Raw genomic sequence first — 23,597 nt, forward strand, 5'->3', positions numbered from 1 at the left:
CATGGGAGGACCTTCATGCACACCGAAATTCAAGGTTTCTTCGACGCCGTAACGTCGACCGTGAGCTACGTGGTCTATGAGGCTGACGGTGGCGAGTGCGCAATCATTGACCCGGTACTCGACTACGATGCCGCTGCCGGGCGTATCAGCACGACAGGCGCCGACACGATCGCCGCCTTCGTCCAGGCCCATGACCTGAAGGTGCAGTGGTTGCTGGAGACTCACGCCCATGCCGATCATCTGTCTGCCAGCGCCTACCTCAAGCGTACCCTGGGAGGCCGGATCGGCATCGGCGCGCCGATCACCCAGGTCCAGAGTGTGTTCCGTGACATCTACAACCTTGAGCCGGCATTCAAACTGGACGGTTCGCAGTTCGACCATTTGTTCCAGCCCGATGAGGAGTTCCGCATTGGCCGCCTGCACGTACGGGCACTGCACGTGCCGGGGCACACCCCGGCCGACATGGCCTATCAGGTAGAACACAGCAACCTGTTTGTGGGCGACACCCTGTTCATGCCCGATGTCGGCACCGCCCGCTGCGACTTCCCCGGGGGCGATGCGCAACAGTTGTATCAATCGATCAGGAGGTTGCTGGCCCTGGCGCCAGAGACCCGACTATTCATGTGTCATGACTACCCGCCGGCAGGACGCGAAGCCACATGGTCAACCACCGTCGGCGAACAGCGCGCCAGCAATATCCATGTCAACGACAGCGTTGATCTGGCGGGTTTCGTCGACATGCGTACCGCCCGCGACGCCACGCTCGGGGTTCCGGCACTCTTGATTCCGGCCATTCAGATCAACATTCGGGCCGGTAACCTGCCGCCCGCCGATGACAGCGGTTTGTGCAGTCTGAAGATTCCCCTGAACCGGTTCTAAACCAGCCCGCCCCCTCATCCGCTCCGGCGGGGTTTGGGCCGCGCCCATAAAAAATCCGGCCTGGGCCGGATTTTTTATTCATCGAATTACTGCATCCAGGGTGGAGGCGGCTCTTCGGCTTTGCTCGGTGGCGCATCGTCCGCAGCACGTACGGCCTGACGGAACGCTTCGTCCAGACGCGCAGCTTCAATCTCGCGCATCACACCGCCAACATCGGCCAGCTCGTCCGGCTCGTCAAACTCACCGGTCAGCACGCTGCCCGGGTGCAACGTAGCCGCTTCGTAAAGCGCCCACATTTCCTTGGCGTACTTGGTGGTCTTGAGCTCCGGGGCAAAACGTCCGAAGTAGGAAGCCATGTTGCCCACGTCACGCTCCAGCATGCTGAACGCGTGGTTGTTGCCCGCAGCATCGACCGCTTGCGGCAGGTCGATGATCACCGGCCCGGTAGGCGTCAGCAATACGTTGAATTCCGACAAGTCACCGTGGACCAGACCGGTGCACAACATCAGCACTATCTGTTGAATCAGAAACCCGTGGAACTCGCGGGCCTGATCCGGCTCCAGCACCACGTCATTCAGACGCGGCGCAGCATCACCGTACTCATCGGCCACCAGCTCCATCAACAGCACGCCTTCCAGGAAGTCGTACGGCTTGGGAACCCGGACTCCGGCACCCGCCAAACGGAACAGTGCTGCCACTTCGGCATTCTGCCAGGCATCTTCGGTTTCTTTACGACCGAACTTCGAGCCCTTGGCCATCGCTCGGGCCTGACGGCTGTTGCGAACCTTGCGACCCTCCTGATATTCGGCGGCCTGGCGAAAACTACGTTTGTTAGCCTCCTTATAAACCTTGGCGCATCGCAGCTCATTGCCGCAGCGGACTACGTACACAGCTGCTTCTTTGCCACTCATGAGTGGGCGCAGCACCTCGTCGATCAGACCGTCTTCGATCAGGGGTTCTAAGCGTTTTGGAGTCTTCATCAGCTTTTATTGTGGGTCCTTTATTACCAAACACGCGAATGTCACTCGTTATACGGCAATCCACTCACCACGGGGAGAGGGGGGCCGTGTTAAGAGTCGCTTGTGTGCACTCCATGTGCCAACAAATCCGGAAAGTCGCTTCCTGCGCCAGCCGTCCCGAATGATAGACGAGCGCAAACTTTAGAGCATCGTCTAATCCAACCAGCGGTCATGCCGCCCCCGCCGGGAGCGCTTTTGTCCTTTGCAGGAGCGTCCCGCATAACGGGCGAATCAATGCCTGAACAACTCGCCCGGGGTAAAGCCGAACATTTTTTTGAATGCAGCAATAAAGGCCGACGTCGAGTCATAGCCACAGGACAACGCGGCGCCCGTCACACTGCCACCCTCCTCCAGCACCCTGAGCGAGGACAGCAAACGCATGCGCTGACGCCAACGGCGAAAACTCATCCCGGTTTCACGGGCAAACAAACGCATCAGGGTTTTCTGCGAAGTTCCCAGGCGCTCAGCCCACAGGCTCAGGCTGACCTCGGCATCCGGGCATGCGATCAGCTCATTGCACAGGCCCAGCAACCGCACATGCCGGGGCAATGGCAGCGAGAAGCCGACCTGATTCAAGGCCGCCAGTTGATCAAGCAACACCTGCACCAGGCGCTGCTCGGGGCTGCCGCCTTCGGGGTACTCCACCGGCAACTCGCAGAAGTGCTTGATCAACTCCCGGGCCAGCGGCGTTACCTCCAGGACCCGGCAATGCTCAGGCGCCCACAGGCAATCCTGCCGGCGTATATACAGACTGCGCATTTCAGCCCGGGTCGAGGTGACTACCTCATGCTCCAGCCCTGCCGGTATCCAGATCCCCCACTGCGGCGGGGCAAAGAAACTGCCTTCATCCGTGTGCACCCCCAGCACGCCACTGATCGCGTACGAAAACTGCACCCAGTCATGCCGGTGACGCGGCGTCCACGAACCTGCCCCCAGACTTTCGGCACGGGCATACAGCGGCCGCGGCAAAACATCGAGCACCGGAATGGCACGCTGGGCGCTAGCTTGTCCGTTTGGCGGCATTGGTTGGCCTTATATCGCAAGACGTCAGATAAATCCGACGTTAGGCTAAGTCATCATTTCTTACAATATCGCGGTGCCCGGAATGCCTGTGCTCAAACATCTCAAACGAATGTTCACCGACTGGTTTCTGTGCGGGATGCTGCTAGCGACATTTCTGGCCTATGTATTCCCCCATTTCGGCAGCACCGGCGGCGCCATGCATGCCGAGTGGGTGATCAATATCGGCGTGTTCCTGGTGTTTTTCCTGCACGGGGTCAATCTGTCCAGTGAACAGATCAGCCACGGCCTGAAAAACATTCGCCTGCACTTCATGGTGCAAGGCTTCACCTTTATTGCCTTTCCGCTGATCTGGGTGGTGGCCAACAAACTGTTGGGCGCCCATATCCCGCCCTTGCTGATGCTGGGGTTCTTCTACCTGTGCGCGTTGCCCTCGACCATTTCATCCTCCGTGGCACTCACCGGGAGCGCGGGCGGCAACGTGCCGGCAGCGATTCTCAATGCCAGCCTGTCCAGCGTTCTGGGGATATTCCTGACCCCGTTACTGGTCAGCTTTGTGGTCGGCAGCGGCGCCGGCGGGATCGATCTGGGCTCAACCTTGCTCGATCTGTGCGCCATGCTGTTATTGCCACTGGTATTGGGCCAACTACTGCGCCCGCTGATTGGACGCTTCTTCGCCCGCCACAAGCGCTATACCAACATCGCCGACAAAGTGGTGATTCTGCTGCTGGTGTACGCCGCGTTCTGCAACTCGATGGTCTCCGGCATGTGGCAACAACAGGGTACTTCGGTGATATTCAGCGCCCTGGCCGGCAGTGCGCTATTGCTCGCAGTTATCCTGTGGCTGACCACCCGCACCGCTCGGGCCCTGAAATTCAGCACTGCAGATGAAATTGCCGCCGTGTTCTGCGCCAGCAAAAAATCCCTGGCCGCCGGCGCCCCCATGGCAGCGCTGATCTTTGGAGCCAACCCGGGGCTGGGCCTGATTCTGCTGCCGATCATGATCTACCACCCGCTGCAACTGATCGTCTGCTCGGTGATGGCTGAAAGCTACGCCACCCGTAACCGAGAACAAGCCGCCGCTCAAAACCAGGCCATCGCGCCCGCCCGCTAACCTGCACAATGCTCCGGGAGCTGGCTTGCCAGCTCCACTGGGTTCGGCTCAGCGCTCAATAATTGCCGTCACCCCCTGGCCGCCTGCGGCGCAAATCGAGATCAGGCCCCGGCCTTTGCCGGCGGTGGCGAGCAGCTTGGACATGTTGGTGAGGATCCGTCCGCCCGTCGCGGCAAACGGATGCCCCGCTGCCAGTGAACTGCCCTTGACGTTGAGCTTGCTGCGATCAATAGAACCCAGCGGGGCATCAAGGCCAAGCCGGGTTTTGCAATAGTCTGCGTCTTCCCAGGCCTTCAGGGTACAGAGCACCTGTGCCGCAAAGGCCTCATGAATTTCGTAGTAGTCAAAGTCCTGCAATGTCAGACCATTGCGCGCCAGCAGTCGTGGGACGGCATACACCGGGGCCATCAGCAAACCCTCCGCGCCATGCACAAAATCCACCGCTGCCGTTTCGCCGTCGCGAAAATACGCCAGAATCGGCAGACCACGTGCCCGGGCCCACTCTTCACTGGCCAATAACACCACAGAAGCGCCGTCGGTCAGCGGTGTTGAGTTGCCGGCCGTCAGCGTGCCCTTGGCGCTTCGCTCGAATACCGGTTTAAGGGCCGCCAGCTTCTCCAGGGTCAGGTCCGGACGCAGATTGTTATCGCGGCTCAAGCCCAGAAACGGCGTAATCAAATCGTCTTCCCAGCCCGCGTGATAGGCCGCCGTCAATGCCTGGTGACTGTGCAGGGCCAGCTCATCCTGCTCGATGCGGGGGATGTTCCAGGTTTGCGCCATCAGCTCGCAGTGCTGGCCCATCGACAGCCCGGTACGCGGTTCACCGTTACGCGGAAACTCGGGCTTCAAAAAGTGCGGCCGTAATTGCAGCAAGGTTTTGAACTTGTCCACAGGTGCCTTGGTGCGATTGAACTGCAGCAGCCATTTACGCAGCCCGTCATTCAGGCCGATCGGCGCATCAGATGTGGTGTCGACGCCACCGGCAATCGCGCATTCGATCTGCCCCAAGGCAATTTTATTGGCCACCAGCAATGCAGCTTCAAGGCCCGTGCCGCAGGCCTGCTGTACGTCATAGGCCGGGGTTTGCGGCGACAGCCGGGAGCCCAGCACGCACTCGCGGGTCAGGCTGAAGTCGCGGGAATCCTTGAGCACCGCCCCGGCCACCACCTCCCCCATCCGTAGCCCGTGCAAGCTGTACCGCTCGATCAGACCTTCCAGAGCGGCGGTCAGCATGTCCTGATTACTGGCATTCGCATAAGGCCCATTGGAACGGGCAAACGGGATTCGGTTACCGCCAATAATGGCTACACGACGCAGACTCATACGATTCACCCTATTCTCTTACGGTCAATGTTCGTAACAAGCGTAGGTCTTATCGCTGATAACGAACGACCCACCCGTGTTTGTGGTCAACCCTTTGAACCCAATCTGTCGGAGAGTGTTCCATGTCAGACCGTTATATCGACTTCGTCAACTCATCCCTCGGCCAGCGTCTGGTCGGCGCGTTGGGGCTGCCGTCACCGGTGCGACTGGAACGCTGGCAGGCTGGACGGCTACGCCCCATCGAGGGGCCGCTCTTGATTGGCGGCGGTAGCCTGGCCGCAGAGGTCAACAGCTTTGCCGCCAAACTGACCGACGCTGTATTCAGTTACGGGCCTGAACCCCTGGTCGCCACACCCTGGATTCCAGGTACCGGCCCCAAACTCAAGGCGGTGGTGTTCGACGCCAGCGAGCTCTTGCACACCGACCAACTCAAACAGTTGCGCGAGTTCTTTCAGCCCTTGCTGCGCAGCCTTGAGCACAGTGCCCATCTGCTTATTTTGGGCCGGGCGCCTGAAACATTGAGCGATCCATTCGCTGCCAGTGCCCAGCGCGCCCTTGAAGGCTTCAGTCGCTCACTGGCCAAGGAGTTGCGCAACGGCGGCACCTTGCAGCTGCTGTATGTCGGCCAGGGTGCCGAAGACCAGCTTGAAGGCGCCCTGCGGTTCTTCCTGTCACCCAAAAGTGCTTATGTCAGCGGTCAGGTCATACGCCTTGGCACCTGCGCCACCCGGGTTCAGGACTGGACCCGGCCGCTGGCAGGACGCAAGGCACTGGTCACCGGCGCCGCCCGTGGCATTGGCGCGTCCATTGCCGAAACCCTGGCCAGGGACGGCGCCGAAGTGATCCTGCTGGATGTACCACCGGCCAAGACTGACCTCGACGCCTTGGCTGCACGCCTGGACGGACGCAGTATCACTCTGGATATATGTGCCGCTGACGCCGCCGCCCAACTTATCCAGCAGTTGCCGGACGGCATCGACATCGTGGTGCATAACGCCGGCATCACCCGTGACAAAACCCTGGCCAACATGACCCCCGAATTCTGGGACGCAGTGCTCGCGGTCAACCTCAACGCACCGCAAGTGCTGACCAAAGCCCTGCTCGACAGCGGCACCCTGCGCGATAACGGCCGGGTCATTTTGCTCGCCTCCATCAGCGGCATTGCCGGCAATCGCGGCCAAACCAACTACGCCGCCAGCAAAGCCGGGCTGATTGGCCTGGCGCAGGCCTGGGCGCCGCTGCTGAGTGAGCGCGGCATCAGCATCAATGCCGTGGCGCCGGGGTTTATCGAAACCCAAATGACCGCCCACATTCCGTTTGCCCTGCGCGAAGCAGGCCGGCGCATGAGCTCGCTGGGCCAGGGTGGCCTGCCCCAGGACGTTGCCGAAGCCGTAGCCTGGCTCAGCCAGCCGGGTTCGGGGGCCGTCAGCGGGCAAGCGCTGCGGGTATGCGGTCAAAGTATTCTGGGGGCATAAACCATGAGCGTGAATTGGCAGGATCTCGGTAACCCGCCGCATTTACCCGCGCTGTACGCCCATGCGGCGGCCAAACGTAAAATCATCGGCAACACCCTGCCAGAACAGGGTTTGCGCTGCTGGGTAGAGGTCCAGGCCAAACCGCTGGCCGCGTTCCGTGACGTCTGCGCACTGGCGCCAGGGCCGCTGCTGCCGCCGACCTATCCCCATGTTCTGGCGTTCGGTCTGCAAATGCAGTTGCTGACCGACAAGAGCTTTCCCTTCCCCCTGCTGGGCTTGATTCACCTGACCAATCGCATTCGCGTGTTGCGCCCGATGGGCGGGGTAACGCAATTGCGCATCGGGGTATTTGTCCACAACCTGCAAAAACACGCCAAGGGCGCCACCTTCGATGTGGTCACCCAGGTTGACGACTTGATCGGGCCATTGTGGGAGGCCGACAGCACCTTGCTGTGCAAAGGCGTCGAGCTGCCGGGCGACGTAGCTCAACCCGGTGCACAGCAGCCGGTGGCGATGAACGAGCTGACCCGCTGGTTCGCCCCGGCCAATATCGGCCGCCGCTATGCCAGGGTCTCGGGCGACTACAACCCCATTCACCTGAGTGCCGCCAGCGCCAGACTGTTCGGCCTTCCCAGTGCCATCGCCCATGGCTTGTGGCTCGAGGCCCGGGCCCTGGCGGCCCTCGACTCGCACCTGCCCAAGGCCAACGTCGAGATCAGCGTGGCCTTCAAAAAACCGGTACGTCTGCCCAGTGAGGTGATCCTGCTCAGTAGCGCGGCGGGCTCCAGCGGCGACTTCCAGCTCAACGGCCACGGCGATCTGCTGCACATGTCCGGCAACTGGCGGCCGATCAGCTAGCGCCCACAGGGTATAGCCACCGGCTAGTAGCGCCTTTCACTTGCGCCAACTTCTGTTCGGCCGCAAGCTTTGCGCCTTCTGGAGAGCACACCCTCGATGAACCTCGACGAACTGACCAAACGCCTGCACCGCATCCGCGATAACAATCACTGGAAACAGTTTCACAGCCCGAAAAACCTGGCCATGGCGGCCAGTGTTGAAATGGCCGAGCTGGTGGAAATTTTTCAGTGGCTGAGCGAAGACCAATCGCGCCAGCTCCCCGCCGACCAACTGGCCCACGCCGGGCAGGAGGTGGGGGACATCGTGCTGTACTTGCTGTTGCTGTGCAGCGAACTCGGACTGGACATGAACGAAGTGGTGCGCAACAAACTGGCCGACAGCGAAAGGCGTTTCAGCAAATGAGTGACCGTCACTTCGATCAACTGGCGACCCGCTTCGCCGAAAAAATCTACGGTGGCGCCAAGGGTGCCATTCGTCTGGCCGTACTTCAGGCCGACCTTACAGAGTCACTGCCCGCCCGCCCCCTGCGCGTGCTGGATATCGGCGCCGGGCTGGGCCATATGTCGCTATGGCTGGCCCAGCAGGGGCACGACGTAACCCTGGCCGAGCCGGCAGCGCCCATGCTCGAAGGTGCGCGCCAGCGCTTTGCCGACGCGGGCCAGAACGGCACGTTCATTCAGGCGCCGTGGCAAGAGCTGCTGGGCCAGCTGACCGAGCCTTACGACCTGGTGTTGTGTCATGCGGTGCTGGAATGGCTGGCCGAACCCCACGCCATTCTGCCCGTACTGCACCAGCTCACGGCCAGGGACGGCTGGCTGTCGCTGGCGTTCTACAACCGCGACGCACTGATCTATCGCAACCTGCTCAAAGGCCACTTCCGCAAAATGCGCAAGAACGATATGGCCGGCGAAAAACAAAGCCTAACCCCGCAACAACCCCTGGACCCACGGGAACTGGCCACTGCGCTCGAAGGCTTGTGGCAGGTCGAAACCCAAAGCGGTGTGCGGGTATTTCACGACTACATGCCCGTGGAGTTCCAGGCCCGCGCCGAGCTGCAAGCGCTGGTAGAAATGGAGCTGGCCCACCGTCGCCACCCAGCCTTTGCCGGGTTGGGACGTTATCTGCATTGGGTGTGCCGCCCGGTTTGAACCGCCCGTTCGGGAGAACAACATGTATCGCCGTTTCGCCTTAGTTGTCTTGAGCCTCGGGCTGGTGGCTTGCCAGAGCCCGAACCCTTATACCCCGAGTGCACTGCCGATGCCGCCCGCTCCGGCCCAGACAGCCAACACCCTGGACTTGAGCGCCTACCCTGCGCCGCCACGGGATTACGGGCGCTATCAAAGCTGGGCCTGGCTCAATGGCCGCCTGCCGGCCGGCACGGCCTGGGCTGACCCGGCACAAATCGCCGAGGCGGTGAATAATGCCCTCGACCAGCGCGGCTTGCGCCCTGCCCAGCCGGGTCGCCCGGCAGACTTGTGGGTGAGCGCTGATTTACATACAGAAAAACGTCTGCGTCAGGTGCAGGACGACTATGGTTATGGAGCCGGTTACGGCAACAGTTATGGCCGTTACGGCAATCAGTACGGGATGTACAACTCGTTCCCCGTGGTACGCACCTACGAAGTTGAAGTCATGGTGGTGCGACTCAATTTCTACGACGGCAAAACCGGTCAACCCGTATGGAGTTCAAGTGCAGAAACCAGCAGCAAAGGCAGCCTGAGCGAACGTAGTGACGCCCTGCGCGAATCACTGAAAAAGGCAGTGCAGGCTTACCCACCTCAGTAAGTTTGAATGTTGAAGCGGAGATATCATCATGCTACGTCGCATTGCACTATTGGGCCTGGCCCTGCTGCTCAGCGCCTGCGAGTCCATGCAGGTCACCAGCGACTACAACCCTTCTGTCGATTTTGCCAGGTTTCAGACCTGGGCCTGGAAAGACCCGGCGCTGCAATACCAGCCCAATAGCCTGATGCTAAAAAGCGACCTGACCGAGCAACGGATCATGCAGGCCGTGAGCAGTGGCCTCGACCAGCGTGGCCTGCGCCCTGTGACGGCGGGCAACAAGCCGGACCTGCTGGTGCAAACCTATCTGATCGTGGCCAACCGCCAGGAACAAATTGTCACCAACTACGGCTATGGCGGCCCATGGGGCGGACCTTGGGGCTATGCCGGTGGCCCGTGGGAAGGTTACTGGGGCGCACCGATGTACAACGAAACCCGTAATGTGGTTTATCAGGTGGGCACCCTGCAAATCGACTTGATCGATGCCAAAGACGGCAGACTGGTATGGCGTGGCAGCGCAGAAAAAATCGTCGACAACAGCCCGACCCCTGCCGAGCGCAGCGCTGCCATCCATGAAGCGGTGAATAAAATTCTCGGCAACTATCCGCCCAAGTAAGGTTTGAGGCGTATCATTAATAACTTGCTCGCGATGTATACAAGTAAGAATGGATTAATACTTTCGCGAGCAAGTTAGCTGCTACACGTTTTATCTCTTCAGATATCAATGACTTTTGCACAGTTGTTCACATCACTCATATAAAACTGGCAACTGGCCAGCGCTTCGTCGACTTTTTGGCTACACTCGGTAAACTTTGGAGAGTTAGCGCTGGACCATGTTCCAGTATCAGGAGTGCTCGATGTCTCCCCGTCTAAGTGGTATCCGTTTTTCTGGCCCCCGACAGCAGCGTGGCGCAATCGGCTTGATGGCCGTAGTCGTCCTCGGCATGGTGCTGATTTTCATGTTGTTGGTGGTCGACAGCGGACGGCTTTACCTGGAGCAACGCAAATTGCAACGGGTGGCGGACATGGCGGTGCTGGAGACAATCAGCCGGGGAGGCTCGTGCGTGACCGGTACCGCACTGACCTACGCCAAGGACAGTGCAACCCGCAACAGCTTCATACCCGGGGCTGTTCAGCAAGTAAGCACCACCTGCGGCACCCTGGTGACGGGAAGCGACAACCTGCGCACTTTCAAGGCAGACAACAGCCAAACCGAGGCCATCCGCGTTATCGCCACCACCACCGTCCCCACCAGTGTCGCCGGCGGGTTGTGGAGCATGTTTTCCACGGGCAAGTTTAATTTCGATACCCATTTAACTGCGAGTGCAGTGGGGGCTGCACCAAAGGGGTTACTGGCTCAACTTACGATTCGCAGCACTGCCGTTAACATTGACTCTGCAAAATCCCAGGTACTTAACGCACTATGGGGCGGGCTGCTGGGAGGCTCGCTCAATCTAAGCGCTGCGGGCTGGCAAGGTCTGGTCGACAGCAAGATCAACTTGCTGAGTTATCTGGATCAGTTAGCCATTGATTTAAACATCAATGCCGGCAGTTATACCGATGTCTTGAACACTAAAATACAACTCACAAAACTTATCGACACGGCCATTAAAGTGCTGACGCTTAATGGCAATACCACCAGTGTGGCCGTTGACGGGCTCCTCGGACTTAAAGCTGCGGTGGGCAGTATTCAGGTCAAACTGGCCGATATATTGAAACTGCAAACGGGTACAAGTGGCGCGGGGCTGGACACCAACTTGAATGTCTTCCAGTTAGTAGAGGCTTTTGTCCAGCTCGCCAACATCAATAATGGCGTAGTGGCTACCGTCCCGCTGAACGTTCCGGGCGTGATCAATGGCGTGGTGAAATTAAAAGTCATCGAGCCACCTCAGCTTTCAGCCATTGGTGATCCGGCAAAGGCCAAGGCCAACCCTACCGATCCTGCGTCCCGGATCTACGTGCGTACTGCACAACTGCGGGCGGGGGTAAGCATCAGCCTGCCAGTGCTCGATACCCCGGCAGTCGCGTTCGTTCTCAATAACCTGGTCGGCCCCCTGACCAATACGCTGAACAGTTTACTAAGCCTCAATCTGGCTGCCACCCTTGAGTCGGTCCTGTGCCTGGTGATACTTCCTTGCAAGCAAACCGACCTCAAAGTACTTCCTGCCTCCAAGATCGACATTATCCTTGAGCTCGCCAGCGCCAACTCCTATGTCACTGATTACTCATGCCCCAGTACGACCACAAAAAGCCTGACTGTCGCGAACAATGCAGCCCTGGTAAAGGTCAAGTTCGGAAGTATTGACATGACCAATGCCTTCTCTTCAACCGGCGATGTCACCATCAAGCCATTGCCCATCGTTGATATTGGTTCCGTCACCTGCTCGGGGCTGGTTCTATTCAAAGTATGCGACCCTAAAACCCGGGTACCTTTTTATGGTGGCGGGATTGGTCTAATGGTAGACACCAGTATTGGCAGCCTTACCGCTCCCTACCAGACCCATACTTACAATCAACCACCCGAAGTAAAACAGGAGCCGCTTTTTTTCACCGTAGAAGCAAAAGATCTGGTGGGTACGCTTAAAACCACGCTGCAAGGTATAAAGCTGGCGGTCTATAAACCCACAGGCACCAGCGCCCTGGGCAATCTGCTCGTGGGTATCGGCAATATATTGAACGGTTTAATTACGGCCATCAGTAATATCATCGGTACTTTGCTTAGCCCGATTGTCGACCCGCTTTTAAACAACATCCTTAATGTGCTGGGGATAACCATCGACAAGGTCGACATTGGCGCCAACCTCTCCTGCGGCCAGGGCGGACGCGCCCAACTGGTGCTCTGACCCGCAACACCTGTAGCCGCTACGGGAAACAAAGCTGCGATGGGCAACCAAGCCCATCACATCTTCTGTCACACCTCGTCAGCGGCGGCTGGCCTCTAGCCTTCTGACACCGGCAACTCCACGCAAAACCGGGCCCCGGTTGCGCTGTTGCTCACGCTCAACCGCCCGCCCATGTTGTCGATAATGCCGTAGCTCACCGACAAGCCCAGGCCAGTGCCAATGCCGACGGGCTTGGTGGTAAAGAACGGTTCGAAGATGCGCTCCAGCAAACGCGGGTCGATACCGTCGCCGTTATCCTGGACCCAAAGGCGTACATGGCTGCTGTCTGCTTCGGCGCTCAGGGTTATCAGGGGCTGGAAGTCGTGGTCCGTCTCGCGTTTGCTCAACAAGGCGTCACGCCCATTGACCAGCAGGTTGATCAGCACTTGCTCCAGCTGATCAGCGTGGCCGCGCACCTGCACGCTACACACCAGCTCTTCAGTGCGAACTTCGACCCCTTTGCTACGCAGGCCTTCGCCCAGCAGGGCCAAAGTGCCTTCCAGTGCCTGCACCGGGTTGAATACTTGCTGCTCGATTTCGGAGCGCCGGCCGAACACCCGCATATGGTCCACCACCCGCGCAGCACGCTGGATTTGCGAATCGATGCGGGTGAGTTTTTCCGTCAGGTAATCAATCTGCACATCGCCGTTACCCAGGCGCTTGAGCACGTTGACGATCGCCATGCGCATCACATTCAGCGGCTGATTGATCTCATGGGCCAGGCCGGTGGCCATTTCGCCGAGGGTGGCCATCTTCGCGCCATGGGTCAGTTGCTGTTGCGAGCGCCGTACTTCGGTGTTGTCGCGACCTACCGCCTGGATTTCGAGCAACTGGCCCTGGGCATCGAACACCCCGCGATCCGACCAGACCCACCACGCGTGTTCACGCCCGGGCAGTTGCAGGCTGATTTCAGCCGTGCTGACCGGAAACTCCGGGCTCAAGCTGGCAATCCGCCGGGCAAACAACTGACGCTGCTCCGATGAGAGCCAATCCCCCAGGCTGATCCCCGGCAATTGCTCCGGGGTGCATTCCAGATAAGTGGCCAGTGGCCGGTTGCCGAAAGTCAGGGTCAGGTCCGGCAAGTAGCGGCAAATCATCGCCGGGGAATCTTCGACCAGTATCCGGTAACGCTCCTCGCTGTGCTTGACCCGATCGGCCGCTTCGGTGGTCTCGGTGATATCCAGCCATAAACCCACCGCCTCGACGGGCAGCCCCAGGTCATCGCGTAATAGTTTGGCCTCATCCAGCAACCAGTGATACTCGCCACTGCGGTCGCGCAGGCGATAGCGGCTGCGGCTGCTGCCTTGGCGCAGCAGCTGGCGGGTACGTTCAAAATACTGCTCGCGGTCGTCGGGGTGAATCTTCTCGATCAAGGCGCCGCCTGCGCAGTCGTCCAGACTCCAGCCCAGCAAAGGCTGCAAGCTGTCGCTGAAGAAAGCGGGGAGCAAGGCGCCTTCGTCGTAGCGCTGTACGTAAATCACCGCGGGCGAACTGGCAATCAGGTTGTCCAGTCGCGCATGGGCGGCAGCGGCTTGCAGTTGCTGGTTTTTAATGTCGCTGATATCGAGCATGTAACCCACTATGCGCCGACCTGCGCCAGCCCCCAGCACCTGGCCCTGTATCCGGTACCACCGCGCAGGCTGCCCGCCCTGGGGTTGATGCACCCGCGCGCACAACAGCAATGCTTTGCCGTGCTCCAGCAGCGCATTGAAACCGCTGCTGATTTCATCCCGGTCCGCTGGGTGAAACAGCGCCAGCCACGCCTCGCGGGTCAATGCCGCAGGCTCCAGCTCGGGCAACAGACTGGCGCTCAATTGTGCTGCCAGCTGAATCTGCCGGGAAGGCTGCAACCACTCCCACCAGCCCGTACCCAGCAGTTCTTGCAACGCGACCATGCGCTCCTGTTGCGCAGTGTGCTGCTGATCGCGCAGACGGTCCTGCAAAGGCCCGGCCATCGCCGCACACACCAGCAACCAGTCGCTGTCGCTCATCAACCGGCGCTGCTGCGCCTCCGGGTAAAAACCCAGCAGCAACCAAACAGACTGCCCGCGTTGATCACGGTATGGCACCAACAAACCGTCGGCATTGCCAAACAGGCTGTTGAGCAAAGGGCTACGACTCCTCTCAAGATCCGCATTTATGTGCCGGGGCGCTGTTGCGTCAAGATCATCGAGAACCTCGCCAACGGTCTGCCCGGACGTCCACAACAGCGGCGCATCAAAAGCGTGGTAAGCACTGTAAAGACGCCAGCCGAGGGCGGTATCACTGCGCACGGCCAGCGCCACGCAGGGCACACGCCACTGCTGGGCCACACACCGCAGGGCTTCATGGATCACTTCAGGCAGGCGGGCAGCGCTGCACTGGCGCAGCTGCTGAGTGATGCTGAGGGCCAGTTGCATGCATTGTTCGCGGTTGCCGGCTTGCTGACTGTGGCGCCGTAAATCGCTGATATCCAGCAACTGCAACAGCCAGTGATCGCCCTGGGGCTGCACCCAGCCCCGGGTGCTCAGCACGTTCAGGCCCGGCCCTTGAAAGTCCAGATCAAGGCTGTGCCCGGCCCAGTCCGCCGGCACACCTTCAAGGGCCTGGGTGCTGCCCGGCACCAGATAGTCCAGCAACAGACGCGGCGTTCCTTCACCTGTAGCCAGCCCCAGGCCAAAGCGCTGCAGACCATGGGCGTCAATCACCCGCCCCTGCGGATCGAGCACCAGTTGTATGCCCGCATCGGTTCGCCACTGCAGGCCTGGGGATTCGGGCGCCTGCTCGCCGAAGCCGCCGAGCAGGCGCCCGAAGAATCGTTCACCGTGAATCAAAATTTCATACTCGATGTCACCGTCAAGGAGCTCGGCAGATCAGGTACGGTAATAGTTCCAAATTTAAGTACCGGCATGATGCTGCGCAACGCAACGGACGGCAGACTGACAGTCGCAGTCAGTACCCCTTTGGTGGCGTCATAAGTTGCAGTTTTGACCAGGCTCGTAGCCACGGTTTTAGGGACCCAGCTCAGTTTGTCGTTCAGCACGCTGGTGGCCAATGCCTCAACCGTGGATTTATAAGTCGCCGCCGTCAGCGAAGGATCGACCGCCACACTGCGGCGCACCGCCTCGGCGGTGGCGTTATTGAATGACTGCATCAGCAACAACGGCAAGCTGTAACTTAGTACGCCATAAAGCACCGCAAAAAAAACAACAAATACCAGCGCGAACTCAATGGCAGCGGCGCCTTTTTGTTTTTTAGGAAGGCCTGTTTTCATGACTGCGTCCACCCTGTCAATCTAAAGTAATATCATCATAGAATCATTGGTAAAAAGGGATGTTAATTACGTGATCCATTTATCCGTTGTGTTTGTTTGGTTCTTAGCCTGCGCCACCCAAGACCTTATCCAGCGCCAGATTGCCAATATCCTGACCTTTGGGGGTGCGGCGCTGGCGTTGTTGTATCTGCTCTGGACGGGTAGCACCTGGCTTGGCGCCAGCGCCGGTGAAGGCGGCTGGGCGCTATTGATCGCTTTGTTACTGACACTTCCCGGCTATGCCCTGAACAAGCTGGGCGCCGGTGATGTAAAGCTGCTGATTGCCCTGGCACTGGCAACCGATCGTCTGACAATTTTAGGCACCGTGATCGGCGCCAGTTTATGTACTGCCCTGTGGTGGCTGGTAGCGTCAAAAATTCTGCCTGTTGTGAATCAACGATTTAAGTCAGACGCCAATAACGACAAAACCGCACTGTCAAAAAAACTTCCGTACGCACCCTTCTTGTTAGGTGGTTTCACCCTGACAGTGATGTTACTGCCATCGTCAGTTTGAGGGATTAACACCTTGTACATAGTCGTAAAGTAGGTCTACGTTTAAACCAGACACCTCAAGCGGGTGCCCAAGATGTCGATGCAAGATGTCCATGATTGGTTTACCAGGATGGAGAACCGTGTGAAAACACCAACGTTCAAAATAAAAATACTCGTCGTCGATGATGAACCATTAATTATCGAAGAGCTATGCGAGTTCCTGGAAAGCAGCGGCTATGGTTGCGTACCTTGCCAATCCAGTCGTGATGCCATAAGTGCTTTCACCGCCGACTCGAATATCAACCTGGTGCTGTGCGACTTGCACATGCCCGACATGGATGGAATCGAACTCACTCAACACTTGCAAAAAGTTGCCGGAAAACAGCGCGCCTTTGAAAGCATTTTATTGACTGGTCGTTCAGATAAAAAAGACGTGATCAAAGCGCTGCGTATTGGCATCGCCGATTACTATCAAAAGCCCGTCGATCTAAGTGAGTTACTTGAAGGTATTCAGCGTCAGGAAGAAATTCTTCGCGAACAGCACAAGAGTTACCAGTTGGGGCATCTGAACCAGAAGTTGCAATATCTGGCCGAGTCCATCGACGACCTCTATCAAGATATGGCGGCAGCTCGCCGCCCCTCCCAAATAACCTCTTCATCTTCGGGCGACAGTTCCGGGCTTCAGATCCCCTCCATTTTCAAACAGCTGTCGCCACGCCAACTGGACGTTGCCAAGCTGGTGAGCAAAGGCCAGACCAACTACCAGATCGCCTGTGATCTGGGCATTACCGAAAACACCGTAAAACTCTACGTGTCGCAAGTGCTGCGCCTGACCCACATGAACAACCGCACCCAACTGGCCCTTGCCCTGTCCCCCAACTCCTCCGGCCAACACCATCGGCAGATGGTTGACGGCTGATCAGTTATCCAGGCTATGCCCCCTGTCCCGCACTGGATGGAACAGGGGCCTGAACCACATTGATCAATCCGACTTCCCGCTACCGCCCTCATCCTGTTTGTAGTACTCAGGAATAGGGTGGGTGTAGCTGTCCAGCCAGCGCTGCAGGCTGAGCTCACGCTCTTGCGGGGTGGCTGTCTGGGGGATCGGTGACTGGGCCCGGCCACTGACCTGAAGCTGCAGCCAGTTTTCGGTGTCCTGCTGGGCTCTGGACACAGGTCCCGGCCCGATGGCAAAGGCGCCAAGCGGCAGCACGGCCAACAACACACCGACTCGAATATAAAGACTCATGGCACACCTCCAACGCATTATTTGATCGCAGCCACTTGATTGCTGGCTGTCTTGGCTTGGGTTTTCAGGGCTTGCGCCCTGGCCTGGGCATCACCCACTTGCGCAGGGGTCAATTCGGCACGGTTCGCAAGTTCTGCGGCCTGGTTCCACTGATCCTGATAAATCAGCAAGGTCACCAGGTTCAGCGCCGCCAGCGAATCCGTCTGCTTGAGCTCCAGAGCAGTCAAAAACTCAAAGCGCGCTTCGTCTAGGCGCAGTTGATTGAGATACACCACCCCCAGATCGTTACGCACCTTGTCATCGGTCGGTGCCATGCGTGCCGCACGCTCCAGATAAGTGGTCGCCAGCGCGTTATCACCCCGCCCTGCTGCCAGCTGACCCAGGCCATGCTCACCTTCGGCGGCCAGACAGGAGCCCAGCAACCCGCGATACAAAGGTTCGGCTTCACTGCGACCCAGTTGCCGGTAGATTCTGGCCTTGCGCAGTTGCACCTGGGCGTAACGTTCCGGCAGACCTTGCAGGTTGGCCAGGCTGGCGTGCAGCTTGCCCTCCTTGGCCATGTCGTCGGCCAGGCTCATCGACAGTTCCTGATCATCACTCAACTTGGCGCAACTGCTGCCGGTCAGACTCGACCACGGCGAATTACCCTGCCCCCCTGTCGCACAACCGCCCAACATCAGCAGCGCACACGCGGCAATGACAGCTTTCATACTCATACTCCTGATCAAGAGGTAAAGGCCCTTGCGATAGCCATCAAACTCGGCCCGGCCAATACAATCATCAGCGCCGGAAACAGAAACACCATCATGACCACCGACATCTTGGCCGACATTTTCGAGATGTATTCCTCCAGACTCGTCATGCGCCGGTCATCGAGCAGCTCTTTAAGCGCCTGCAACGATTTCATCGCCCCGCCGCCCTGTTGAATCAATTGCTGCAGGATCACGCAGGTGTCGTTGAATTCGTCCACATCCAGCAAGGCTGCGGTTTTGTTGAGCTCCTGGCTCAACTCCAGGCCCGAGTCCACCCTGGCCAGCATCACCCGCAACTCTGCAGTAAGCACCGGCAGCAATTGCCGCCCCTCCAGGCTCAACACCCGCAGCGCCTGCTCGAGTGCCATGCCGGATTCAAACAGGATGCGCAGTAACGGAATGAAGGTTGAAACCTCCACCGCTACTTCTTGCTGCCGCTTTTTCGCCACGTAGGCCAACATTCGCTTGGGAATCAGATACCCCAGGGCAAGCGCAAACAGCAGTACAAGCATCAGATTTCCCGAACCGGGAAAGAACAATTCATGCCCCAGAAAGATCAGCCCGGCAAAGGCAACCGGAGTACCGATCTGGAACGCGGCAAACAATGACCGCTGGCTGGCGGTGCGCCAGCCCACGCGGTTGAGCAGGACCTGGGTTTCGCTGTCCATCGAAACCGAGCGCTGGCCAAATTTGCTGCTGCCCACTGCCCGCATCCACAGGCTGAGTTTGCCGGGACCGGTCCTGTCACCCTCCAGACGCTGCATCACCCGCTGCTGGCTCAGCCGCTCCTGGATCACATGGTTAATTACCAGCCCCAGAGCGCCGATCAATAAAATCAAACAAATCAGCAAGGCCATGTCATACGCTCCGCACCATGCGCCACAGTCCCAGGCTACCGATAGCCTGCATTGCAAAGGCGGTGAGCAGCATGTGCTGACCGCTCGGATCCTGCCACACCTTGGTCAGGTAACTGGGATTGGTGATCATGAAGTAGCCCCCCACCAACAGTGGCAACACCGCCAGAACCACTGCCGTGATGCGGGTTTCCCCGGTCAGGGCCTTGAGTTTACGGGCACCTTGTTCACGCTCACGAATCAGCACAATCAGGTTTTCCAGCAACTCGCTGGCGCTGCCGCCGTAGCGATGGTTGACCTTCAATCCGAGGGCAAACATACGAAATTCATTGCGTTCATACAGCTCGGCAAAATCCTCCACCGCATCGGGCAGACTCACCCCCAGGTGCACGTTGCGCGCCACCCGGCTGATGGCGCTTTTAAGCGGATCATTCGACGCCTCAATCGCGTGCAGCACCGCATCGGACAAGGTGCGGCCCGCCTTCAGGCTGCGCACACAGTGATCAAGTAACTGCGGCAATTGTTCGACCATGCGCCGCACCCGACGGTGGTATCGCCAGCTGACATAGAGTTTTAAAAGCAACGGCGGCAACAGCAGCAACAGGAGGAAAAAAACCCAGCCGCCCATCAGCCCGGCCAACACTGCGACAGCGCCCCATATCGCCAACCACAACCCCAGACGTTCCGAAGGACGGCCCATACCGGCCTGCAAAAAGGCCCGGTCCAGCCATGCCACACTCAGAGGTGTTTCCAGCGGTCGCGGCTGGCCCTCACCCAAGCGGTCCAGCACCCTGTTGGTTGCCGGGTCTCGCAATGCGCGGTAGACCAGCGTCAATGACATCACGAACATCAAAAAGCTGATCAGAAAAAGTATCAAGGCCGGGATCATGGGCGCGCCTCAGCCGTTTGCATTCAAAATGGGGTCACGACGCAACTTGTCACCTGCCGGGTTCAAGGCTTCGCGCATAAAGCCAAAACCGGTGCGTTTATCCAGCCGGAACAGGGTGTTGGTGACATAAACATCGTCACGTACCCCGACCACTTCCAGTACCTCACTGACGCAGCGCCGGCCATCCGGCATGCGGGTCAGTTGAATGATCACGTCCAGCGCGGCACAGATCATCTGACGCAAGGTTTTTTCCGCCACCGTACGCCCTGTGAGACCCACCAGGGTTTCCAGGCGCAGCAACGCATCTTGTGCGGTGTTGGCGTGCACAGTACTCATGGAACCGTCGTGGCCGGTGTTCATCGCGGTCAGTACGTCGAGCACTTCAACACCCCGGATTTCGCCAAGGATGATGCGGTCCGGGCGCATCCGCAGGGCGTTGCGGATCAGGTCGCTGGATTTGACCTCACCGTGGCCTTCAGCATTTGGCGGCCGGGTTTCAAGACGCACCACATGGGGATGGCCGAGCTGCAGTTCCGCCACGTCTTCGATGGTGACCAGACGTTCGTGGGGGTTGATCAACTGGCTCAGAATATTGAGCAGCGTGGTTTTACCGGTGCCGGTACCGCCGCTGATCAAGATGTTGCAGCGCTTGCCTACCGCTTCCTGGAAAAACTCGTAGATCGGCTGATCAATGGTCTGCATCGCCACCAGGTCGCTGCTTTTGAGCATGTCCTTGCGAAATTTCCGGATCGACAGGCAAGGACCGTCCAAAGCAATGGGCGGAATGATGGCGTTGACCCGGCTGCCGTCAGGCATGCGCGCATCGACCATCGGCGAGGACTCGTCAAGGCGCCGGCCCAGCGGCGCCAGAATGCGCTGCATCACCCGCTCGACGTGATGATCGTCGATAAAGCGCAGATCACTTTGACTGAGCAACCCCTCGCGTTCGACAAACACCCGGTGCGGTCCGTTGACCAGAATCTCGGTCACCGCCGGGTCGCGCAGCAGCACTTCCAGGGGACCGAAACCGGTCAGTTCGTCGACGATTTCTTCAGCCAGGCGTTCCATCTCGTAACGGGAAATGGCCAGATGCAGGCGCAACACGTATTCAGCGACCCGCTCGGTGACAAACTGCGACAGGACCTGGCGTGAATCTTCCAGCAGGTTCTTCCCGGTCTCCTCGATGGCATCAATGATATAGCGATGCAGTACCAGCTTCAGACCGTCATGGTCCGCACGCCCGTCCTTGTACAGGCCCGAGCCGAACAACTGTTCCCCGGTCATTTCGGCCCCCACAGGCGGTTGAGCCAACTAGCGGATTTGGCCGGTGACTTCCCCGGCAGTTGCGAACGCCTGGCCAGCCGCTCACCGAGTTTTTGCAGACCCTGGCTCAGGGCTTCCCGCGGGCCCAGCTCAAACAGAGTGATGCCCTGGTTTTTCGCATTGATCCGTAATTCGGGACTCGCCGGTAATGTAGCCAGTACTGGCAAGCCAAAGCTTTTGGCCAGTGCATCGGCATCGGGAGCCACGCCACGCATATAGCGGTCGACCAGTAACCCCGCGTGTTCGAGCTTCATGCCCTTGGTGCGCCAGACACCCAGTACCTCCAGGTTACGCCGGCAATCGAGTACGTTTTGATCGGTGTAAAACAGCAACTTGTCGCAATGGCTGACAAAGGTGCGCAGTGCTTCGCTATCAGGCTGGCCCGTCAGATTGACCACGATATGCTGGAAGTGCTGCCGCAAGGCACTGAGCAACATATACAACTCGGCGGCGCTGGTCTGCTCCAGAGGCTCGTCGTTGTCGCTGTGTACCAGGATTCGCAAGCCTTCCGGCGTTTTGGTAAATGCACTGTCGATCAAGGTGCTGTCCAGGCGGCGTAGATGACGCAGGGCATCCCCAAAGAAAAACGAGCTCTCAAGGCTCAACTGCGTCAGGCCATCGCCACGGGGCACCCCCAGATCGAGGAACAGGGTTTTTTGATCATGCTTTTGCACCACCAGCCCCAGGTGGCAGGCGAGCAATGCACCGTCGGCATTGCATTGGGCACTGAACAGTACGGTCAGCCCCCCAAGCTCCGTGTTCGGAGTGACTGGCGGCAAGCGCTTGCTCAAGCGCCGTACCAGCCCGGCCACTTCACTGGAGCGCGAACCGTAGGCAACAAAGTCCCGCGCCCCGGCACGCATGGCATTGAGCACCAGCTGGTTATCCATGCCATCGCCCAGGGCAACCACGGCCAGCATCGGCTTGGCTTCCAGCAGGCCCTCGATCAAGGCGCACTGAGACACGACTTTCTCGCGGTCCAGTCCTACAAAAACCAGGCCGGCGAAAGTGACATCAATCAATGCCAGCAACTCATCGAGACTGCTGGTGCCTGCGCCCACGACCTGGCCAAGTGGCGCCAGGGCGCCCTGCAGCCATTCAAGATCGGTATTGCTGCGCGTCAGCGCGAGAAAGGTCTGGCTCAGGCTTTGGCTCATTGTGACAACCCGCTACGGGTATTGAATTTACCGTTCTCAAGGAAATACAGGCGGTACCAGTTAGGGTCGTAGTTACGCAGTTTTTCGCCGGGCATGGCTGGCAATTGCGCATTCACGGCAAGCGGCTGGACCAGATGCGGGGTCACAATCATCAACAGTTCCTTTTCTTCACTGCTGGTGTTGGAGTCGCGGAAAAATGCACCCAGGATGGGGATATCCCCCAGCCCCGGGAATTTGTTCACCTGGGCACTGTTACGCGAACTGATCAGGCCGCTGATCACAAAGCTCTCGCCATCGGCCAGGGAAATACTGGTGTCGGTACGGCGAACGTTAAGACCCGGTACTAATGTGCCGGCGATATTCACCGCATTGGTGTAGTCCAGCTCACTCACTTCGGGTGCGACTTTGAGCATGATGCGGTCACGTCCGACCACGGTCGGGGTCAGCGTCAGGCGGATACCGAATTCCTTGTACTCAATCGACACGTTGTCGCTGCCGCTGCTCGGGACCGGGATAGGCACTTCGCCACCCGCGAGGAAGGTTGCACTCTGGCCGCTTAACGCCACCAGGCTCGGACGCGCCAGGGTGTAGGCAAAACCGCTGCCCTCCAGCGCGTTAATCATCGCCTTGACCCGGCCACCGCCGAAGCCGATGTTGAAATACTTGCCGTTAGCCACCGGGCCGCCGGTAATGATGTTTTCCGCACTGGAGATAAACGAACCGGGCGAGCCAAACAAAAAGTCTTTACCCATGCCAAAGATCTGGGTGCTGGCTTCCTGCATTTTGGTGCGATTGACTTCGACAAAGCGAATATCGGTCTGTACCTGGCTGGGCAGGGTCGGATCTGCCGAAGGCGGCAACGAAGCGCTGGTATAGCCGGTGGCGGCTTTGCCCTTGACGAACACCATGCTCTGACGCGGCGCCTTGGAGCAGGCGGTCCAGACCATCAGGCTGGTGGTTCCCGGCGCAACACCGGTGAGCAAAAAGGCGTTGCTGCCATTGGCGAGCACATCAGCCACGGCCGGGTCACCTACCGCAATACGGGTAATACTGACCGGCGAGTCCAGCGCTTGCTGGGCCCCCTGGGCCACTTCCAGTACCGAGGGTAACTGGCCGAGTGCAGCGCAATTATTTGAAGCAGCCAGTGCCATTTCAAATGGCAGGCTGCTTAAGATCAGCGTCCAGAAAGCTCGTTTGTACAGCGGAACGCAACGGTATCTCATGCTGGGCTTCCCTT

General features: G+C 58.9%; 23 protein-coding genes. 11 read left to right on the plus strand and 12 right to left on the minus strand.

All coding sequences use genetic code 11. From position 1 onward, the window contains the following. Nucleotides 1-15 precede the first annotated feature (15 nt). Complete coding sequence (locus tag JQ845_RS09025; protein ID WP_003439302.1) at nt 16-879, plus strand: MBL fold metallo-hydrolase; 864 nt, start codon at nt 16-18, stop codon at nt 877-879. Nucleotides 880-965: 86 nt separating this feature from the next. Here JQ845_RS09025 and JQ845_RS09030 read toward each other — a convergent pair whose 3' ends face one another. Further along, a complete protein-coding gene (locus JQ845_RS09030) occupies nt 966-1,859 on the minus strand; it encodes a PA4780 family RIO1-like protein kinase (protein ID WP_003439301.1) in 894 nt (297 codons plus the stop codon). 270 nt (nt 1,860-2,129) lie between these two features. Continuing rightward, nucleotides 2,130-2,921, minus strand: coding sequence for an AraC family transcriptional regulator (locus JQ845_RS09035; protein WP_003439300.1), 792 nt, complete (start codon nt 2,919-2,921; stop codon nt 2,130-2,132). A gap of 82 nt (nt 2,922-3,003) precedes the next feature. Here JQ845_RS09035 and JQ845_RS09040 point away from each other — a divergent pair, with 82 nt between their 5' ends. Then, nucleotides 3,004-4,032 (plus strand): bile acid:sodium symporter family protein, encoded by a 1,029-nt coding sequence (locus JQ845_RS09040; protein ID WP_010656215.1) that lies wholly within the window; start codon nt 3,004-3,006, stop codon nt 4,030-4,032. A gap of 48 nt (nt 4,033-4,080) precedes the next feature. Here the strand turns inward: JQ845_RS09040 and JQ845_RS09045 are convergent, their stop codons facing one another. Further along, entirely contained in the window at nt 4,081-5,355 is a 1,275-nt protein-coding gene (locus JQ845_RS09045; protein WP_003439295.1) for an acetyl-CoA C-acetyltransferase, read from the minus strand. Between the two features lie 122 nt (nt 5,356-5,477). On the opposite strand from JQ845_RS09045, the gene JQ845_RS09050 reads away from it, so the two are divergent. The 7 genes from JQ845_RS09050 (at nt 5,478) to JQ845_RS09080 (ending at nt 12,313) form a co-directional block, all read left to right on the plus strand. Beyond that, nucleotides 5,478-6,830, plus strand: a complete 1,353-nt coding sequence (locus JQ845_RS09050; RefSeq protein ID WP_203008914.1) for a 3-oxoacyl-ACP reductase — start codon at nt 5,478-5,480, stop codon at nt 6,828-6,830. Between the two features lie 3 nt (nt 6,831-6,833). Beyond that, nucleotides 6,834-7,688, plus strand: a complete 855-nt coding sequence (locus JQ845_RS09055) for a MaoC family dehydratase (protein WP_203008915.1) — start codon at nt 6,834-6,836, stop codon at nt 7,686-7,688. A 96-nt stretch (nt 7,689-7,784) separates the two neighbouring features. Then, nucleotides 7,785-8,090: a MazG-like family protein gene (locus JQ845_RS09060; protein WP_003439290.1), complete on the plus strand. Its 306-nt coding sequence runs from the start codon at nt 7,785-7,787 to the stop codon at nt 8,088-8,090. Next, on the plus strand, nt 8,087-8,836 hold the full coding sequence (locus tag JQ845_RS09065; RefSeq protein WP_003439288.1) for a methyltransferase: 750 nt from the start codon (nt 8,087-8,089) through the stop codon (nt 8,834-8,836). Before JQ845_RS09060 ends, JQ845_RS09065 begins: the two co-directional genes overlap by 4 nt. A 22-nt stretch (nt 8,837-8,858) precedes the next feature. Next, nucleotides 8,859-9,473, plus strand: coding sequence for a DUF4136 domain-containing protein (locus tag JQ845_RS09070; RefSeq protein WP_003439287.1), 615 nt, complete (start codon nt 8,859-8,861; stop codon nt 9,471-9,473). Between the two features lie 28 nt (nt 9,474-9,501). After that, nucleotides 9,502-10,086 (plus strand): DUF4136 domain-containing protein, encoded by a 585-nt coding sequence (locus JQ845_RS09075; RefSeq protein ID WP_003439285.1) that lies wholly within the window; start codon nt 9,502-9,504, stop codon nt 10,084-10,086. Between the two features lie 241 nt (nt 10,087-10,327). After that, on the plus strand, nt 10,328-12,313 hold the full coding sequence (locus tag JQ845_RS09080; protein WP_203008996.1) for a pilus assembly protein TadG-related protein: 1,986 nt from the start codon (nt 10,328-10,330) through the stop codon (nt 12,311-12,313). A 95-nt stretch (nt 12,314-12,408) separates the two neighbouring features. Here JQ845_RS09080 and JQ845_RS09085 read toward each other — a convergent pair whose 3' ends face one another. Next, nucleotides 12,409-15,165 carry a PAS domain-containing sensor histidine kinase gene (locus tag JQ845_RS09085; protein WP_203008916.1) on the minus strand — a complete coding sequence of 919 codons (2,757 nt, stop codon included), beginning with the start codon at nt 15,163-15,165 and terminating at the stop codon, nt 12,409-12,411. Continuing rightward, nucleotides 15,162-15,605, minus strand: coding sequence for a TadE/TadG family type IV pilus assembly protein (locus JQ845_RS09090; protein WP_010656221.1), 444 nt, complete (start codon nt 15,603-15,605; stop codon nt 15,162-15,164). The genes JQ845_RS09085 and JQ845_RS09090 overlap by 4 nt, the downstream gene beginning before the upstream one ends. 70 nt (nt 15,606-15,675) lie before the next feature. Between JQ845_RS09090 and JQ845_RS09095 the strand changes: the two genes are divergently transcribed. Both JQ845_RS09095 and JQ845_RS09100 read left to right on the plus strand, forming a co-directional pair. Further along, entirely contained in the window at nt 15,676-16,158 is a 483-nt protein-coding gene (locus JQ845_RS09095) for a prepilin peptidase (protein WP_203008917.1), read from the plus strand. Nucleotides 16,159-16,266: 108 nt separating this feature from the next. After that, nucleotides 16,267-17,055, plus strand: coding sequence for a response regulator transcription factor (locus JQ845_RS09100; RefSeq protein WP_203008997.1), 789 nt, complete (start codon nt 16,267-16,269; stop codon nt 17,053-17,055). A gap of 63 nt (nt 17,056-17,118) precedes the next feature. Here JQ845_RS09100 and JQ845_RS09105 read toward each other — a convergent pair whose 3' ends face one another. Genes JQ845_RS09105 through JQ845_RS09135 form a run of 7 tightly spaced genes read right to left on the minus strand, consistent with a single transcriptional unit; the run spans nt 17,119 to nt 23,583 of the window. Further along, nucleotides 17,119-17,385: a DUF3613 domain-containing protein gene (locus tag JQ845_RS09105; protein WP_003439272.1), complete on the minus strand. Its 267-nt coding sequence runs from the start codon at nt 17,383-17,385 to the stop codon at nt 17,119-17,121. 17 nt (nt 17,386-17,402) lie between these two features. After that, a complete protein-coding gene (locus tag JQ845_RS09110) occupies nt 17,403-18,095 on the minus strand; it encodes a tetratricopeptide repeat protein (protein WP_127195757.1) in 693 nt (230 codons plus the stop codon). A 14-nt stretch (nt 18,096-18,109) separates the two neighbouring features. After that, entirely contained in the window at nt 18,110-18,994 is an 885-nt protein-coding gene (locus JQ845_RS09115) for a type II secretion system F family protein (RefSeq protein ID WP_203008918.1), read from the minus strand. A 1-nt stretch (nt 18,995) separates the two neighbouring features. Further along, on the minus strand, nt 18,996-19,880 hold the full coding sequence (locus tag JQ845_RS09120; RefSeq protein WP_003439260.1) for a type II secretion system F family protein: 885 nt from the start codon (nt 19,878-19,880) through the stop codon (nt 18,996-18,998). A 9-nt stretch (nt 19,881-19,889) separates the two neighbouring features. After that, complete coding sequence (locus JQ845_RS09125) at nt 19,890-21,164, minus strand: CpaF family protein (RefSeq protein ID WP_003439258.1); 1,275 nt, start codon at nt 21,162-21,164, stop codon at nt 19,890-19,892. Continuing rightward, nucleotides 21,161-22,360, minus strand: coding sequence for a pilus assembly protein CpaE (locus tag JQ845_RS09130; protein WP_003439255.1), 1,200 nt, complete (start codon nt 22,358-22,360; stop codon nt 21,161-21,163). Before JQ845_RS09130 ends, JQ845_RS09125 begins: the two co-directional genes overlap by 4 nt. Continuing rightward, nucleotides 22,357-23,583: a type II and III secretion system protein family protein gene (locus JQ845_RS09135; RefSeq protein WP_003439253.1), complete on the minus strand. Its 1,227-nt coding sequence runs from the start codon at nt 23,581-23,583 to the stop codon at nt 22,357-22,359. Before JQ845_RS09135 ends, JQ845_RS09130 begins: the two co-directional genes overlap by 4 nt. Between the last annotated feature and the right edge of the window lie 14 nt (nt 23,584-23,597).

The sequence above is a fragment of the Pseudomonas paraversuta genome, assembly GCF_904063065.1.
Lineage (GTDB): Bacteria > Pseudomonadota > Gammaproteobacteria > Pseudomonadales > Pseudomonadaceae > Aquipseudomonas > Aquipseudomonas paraversuta.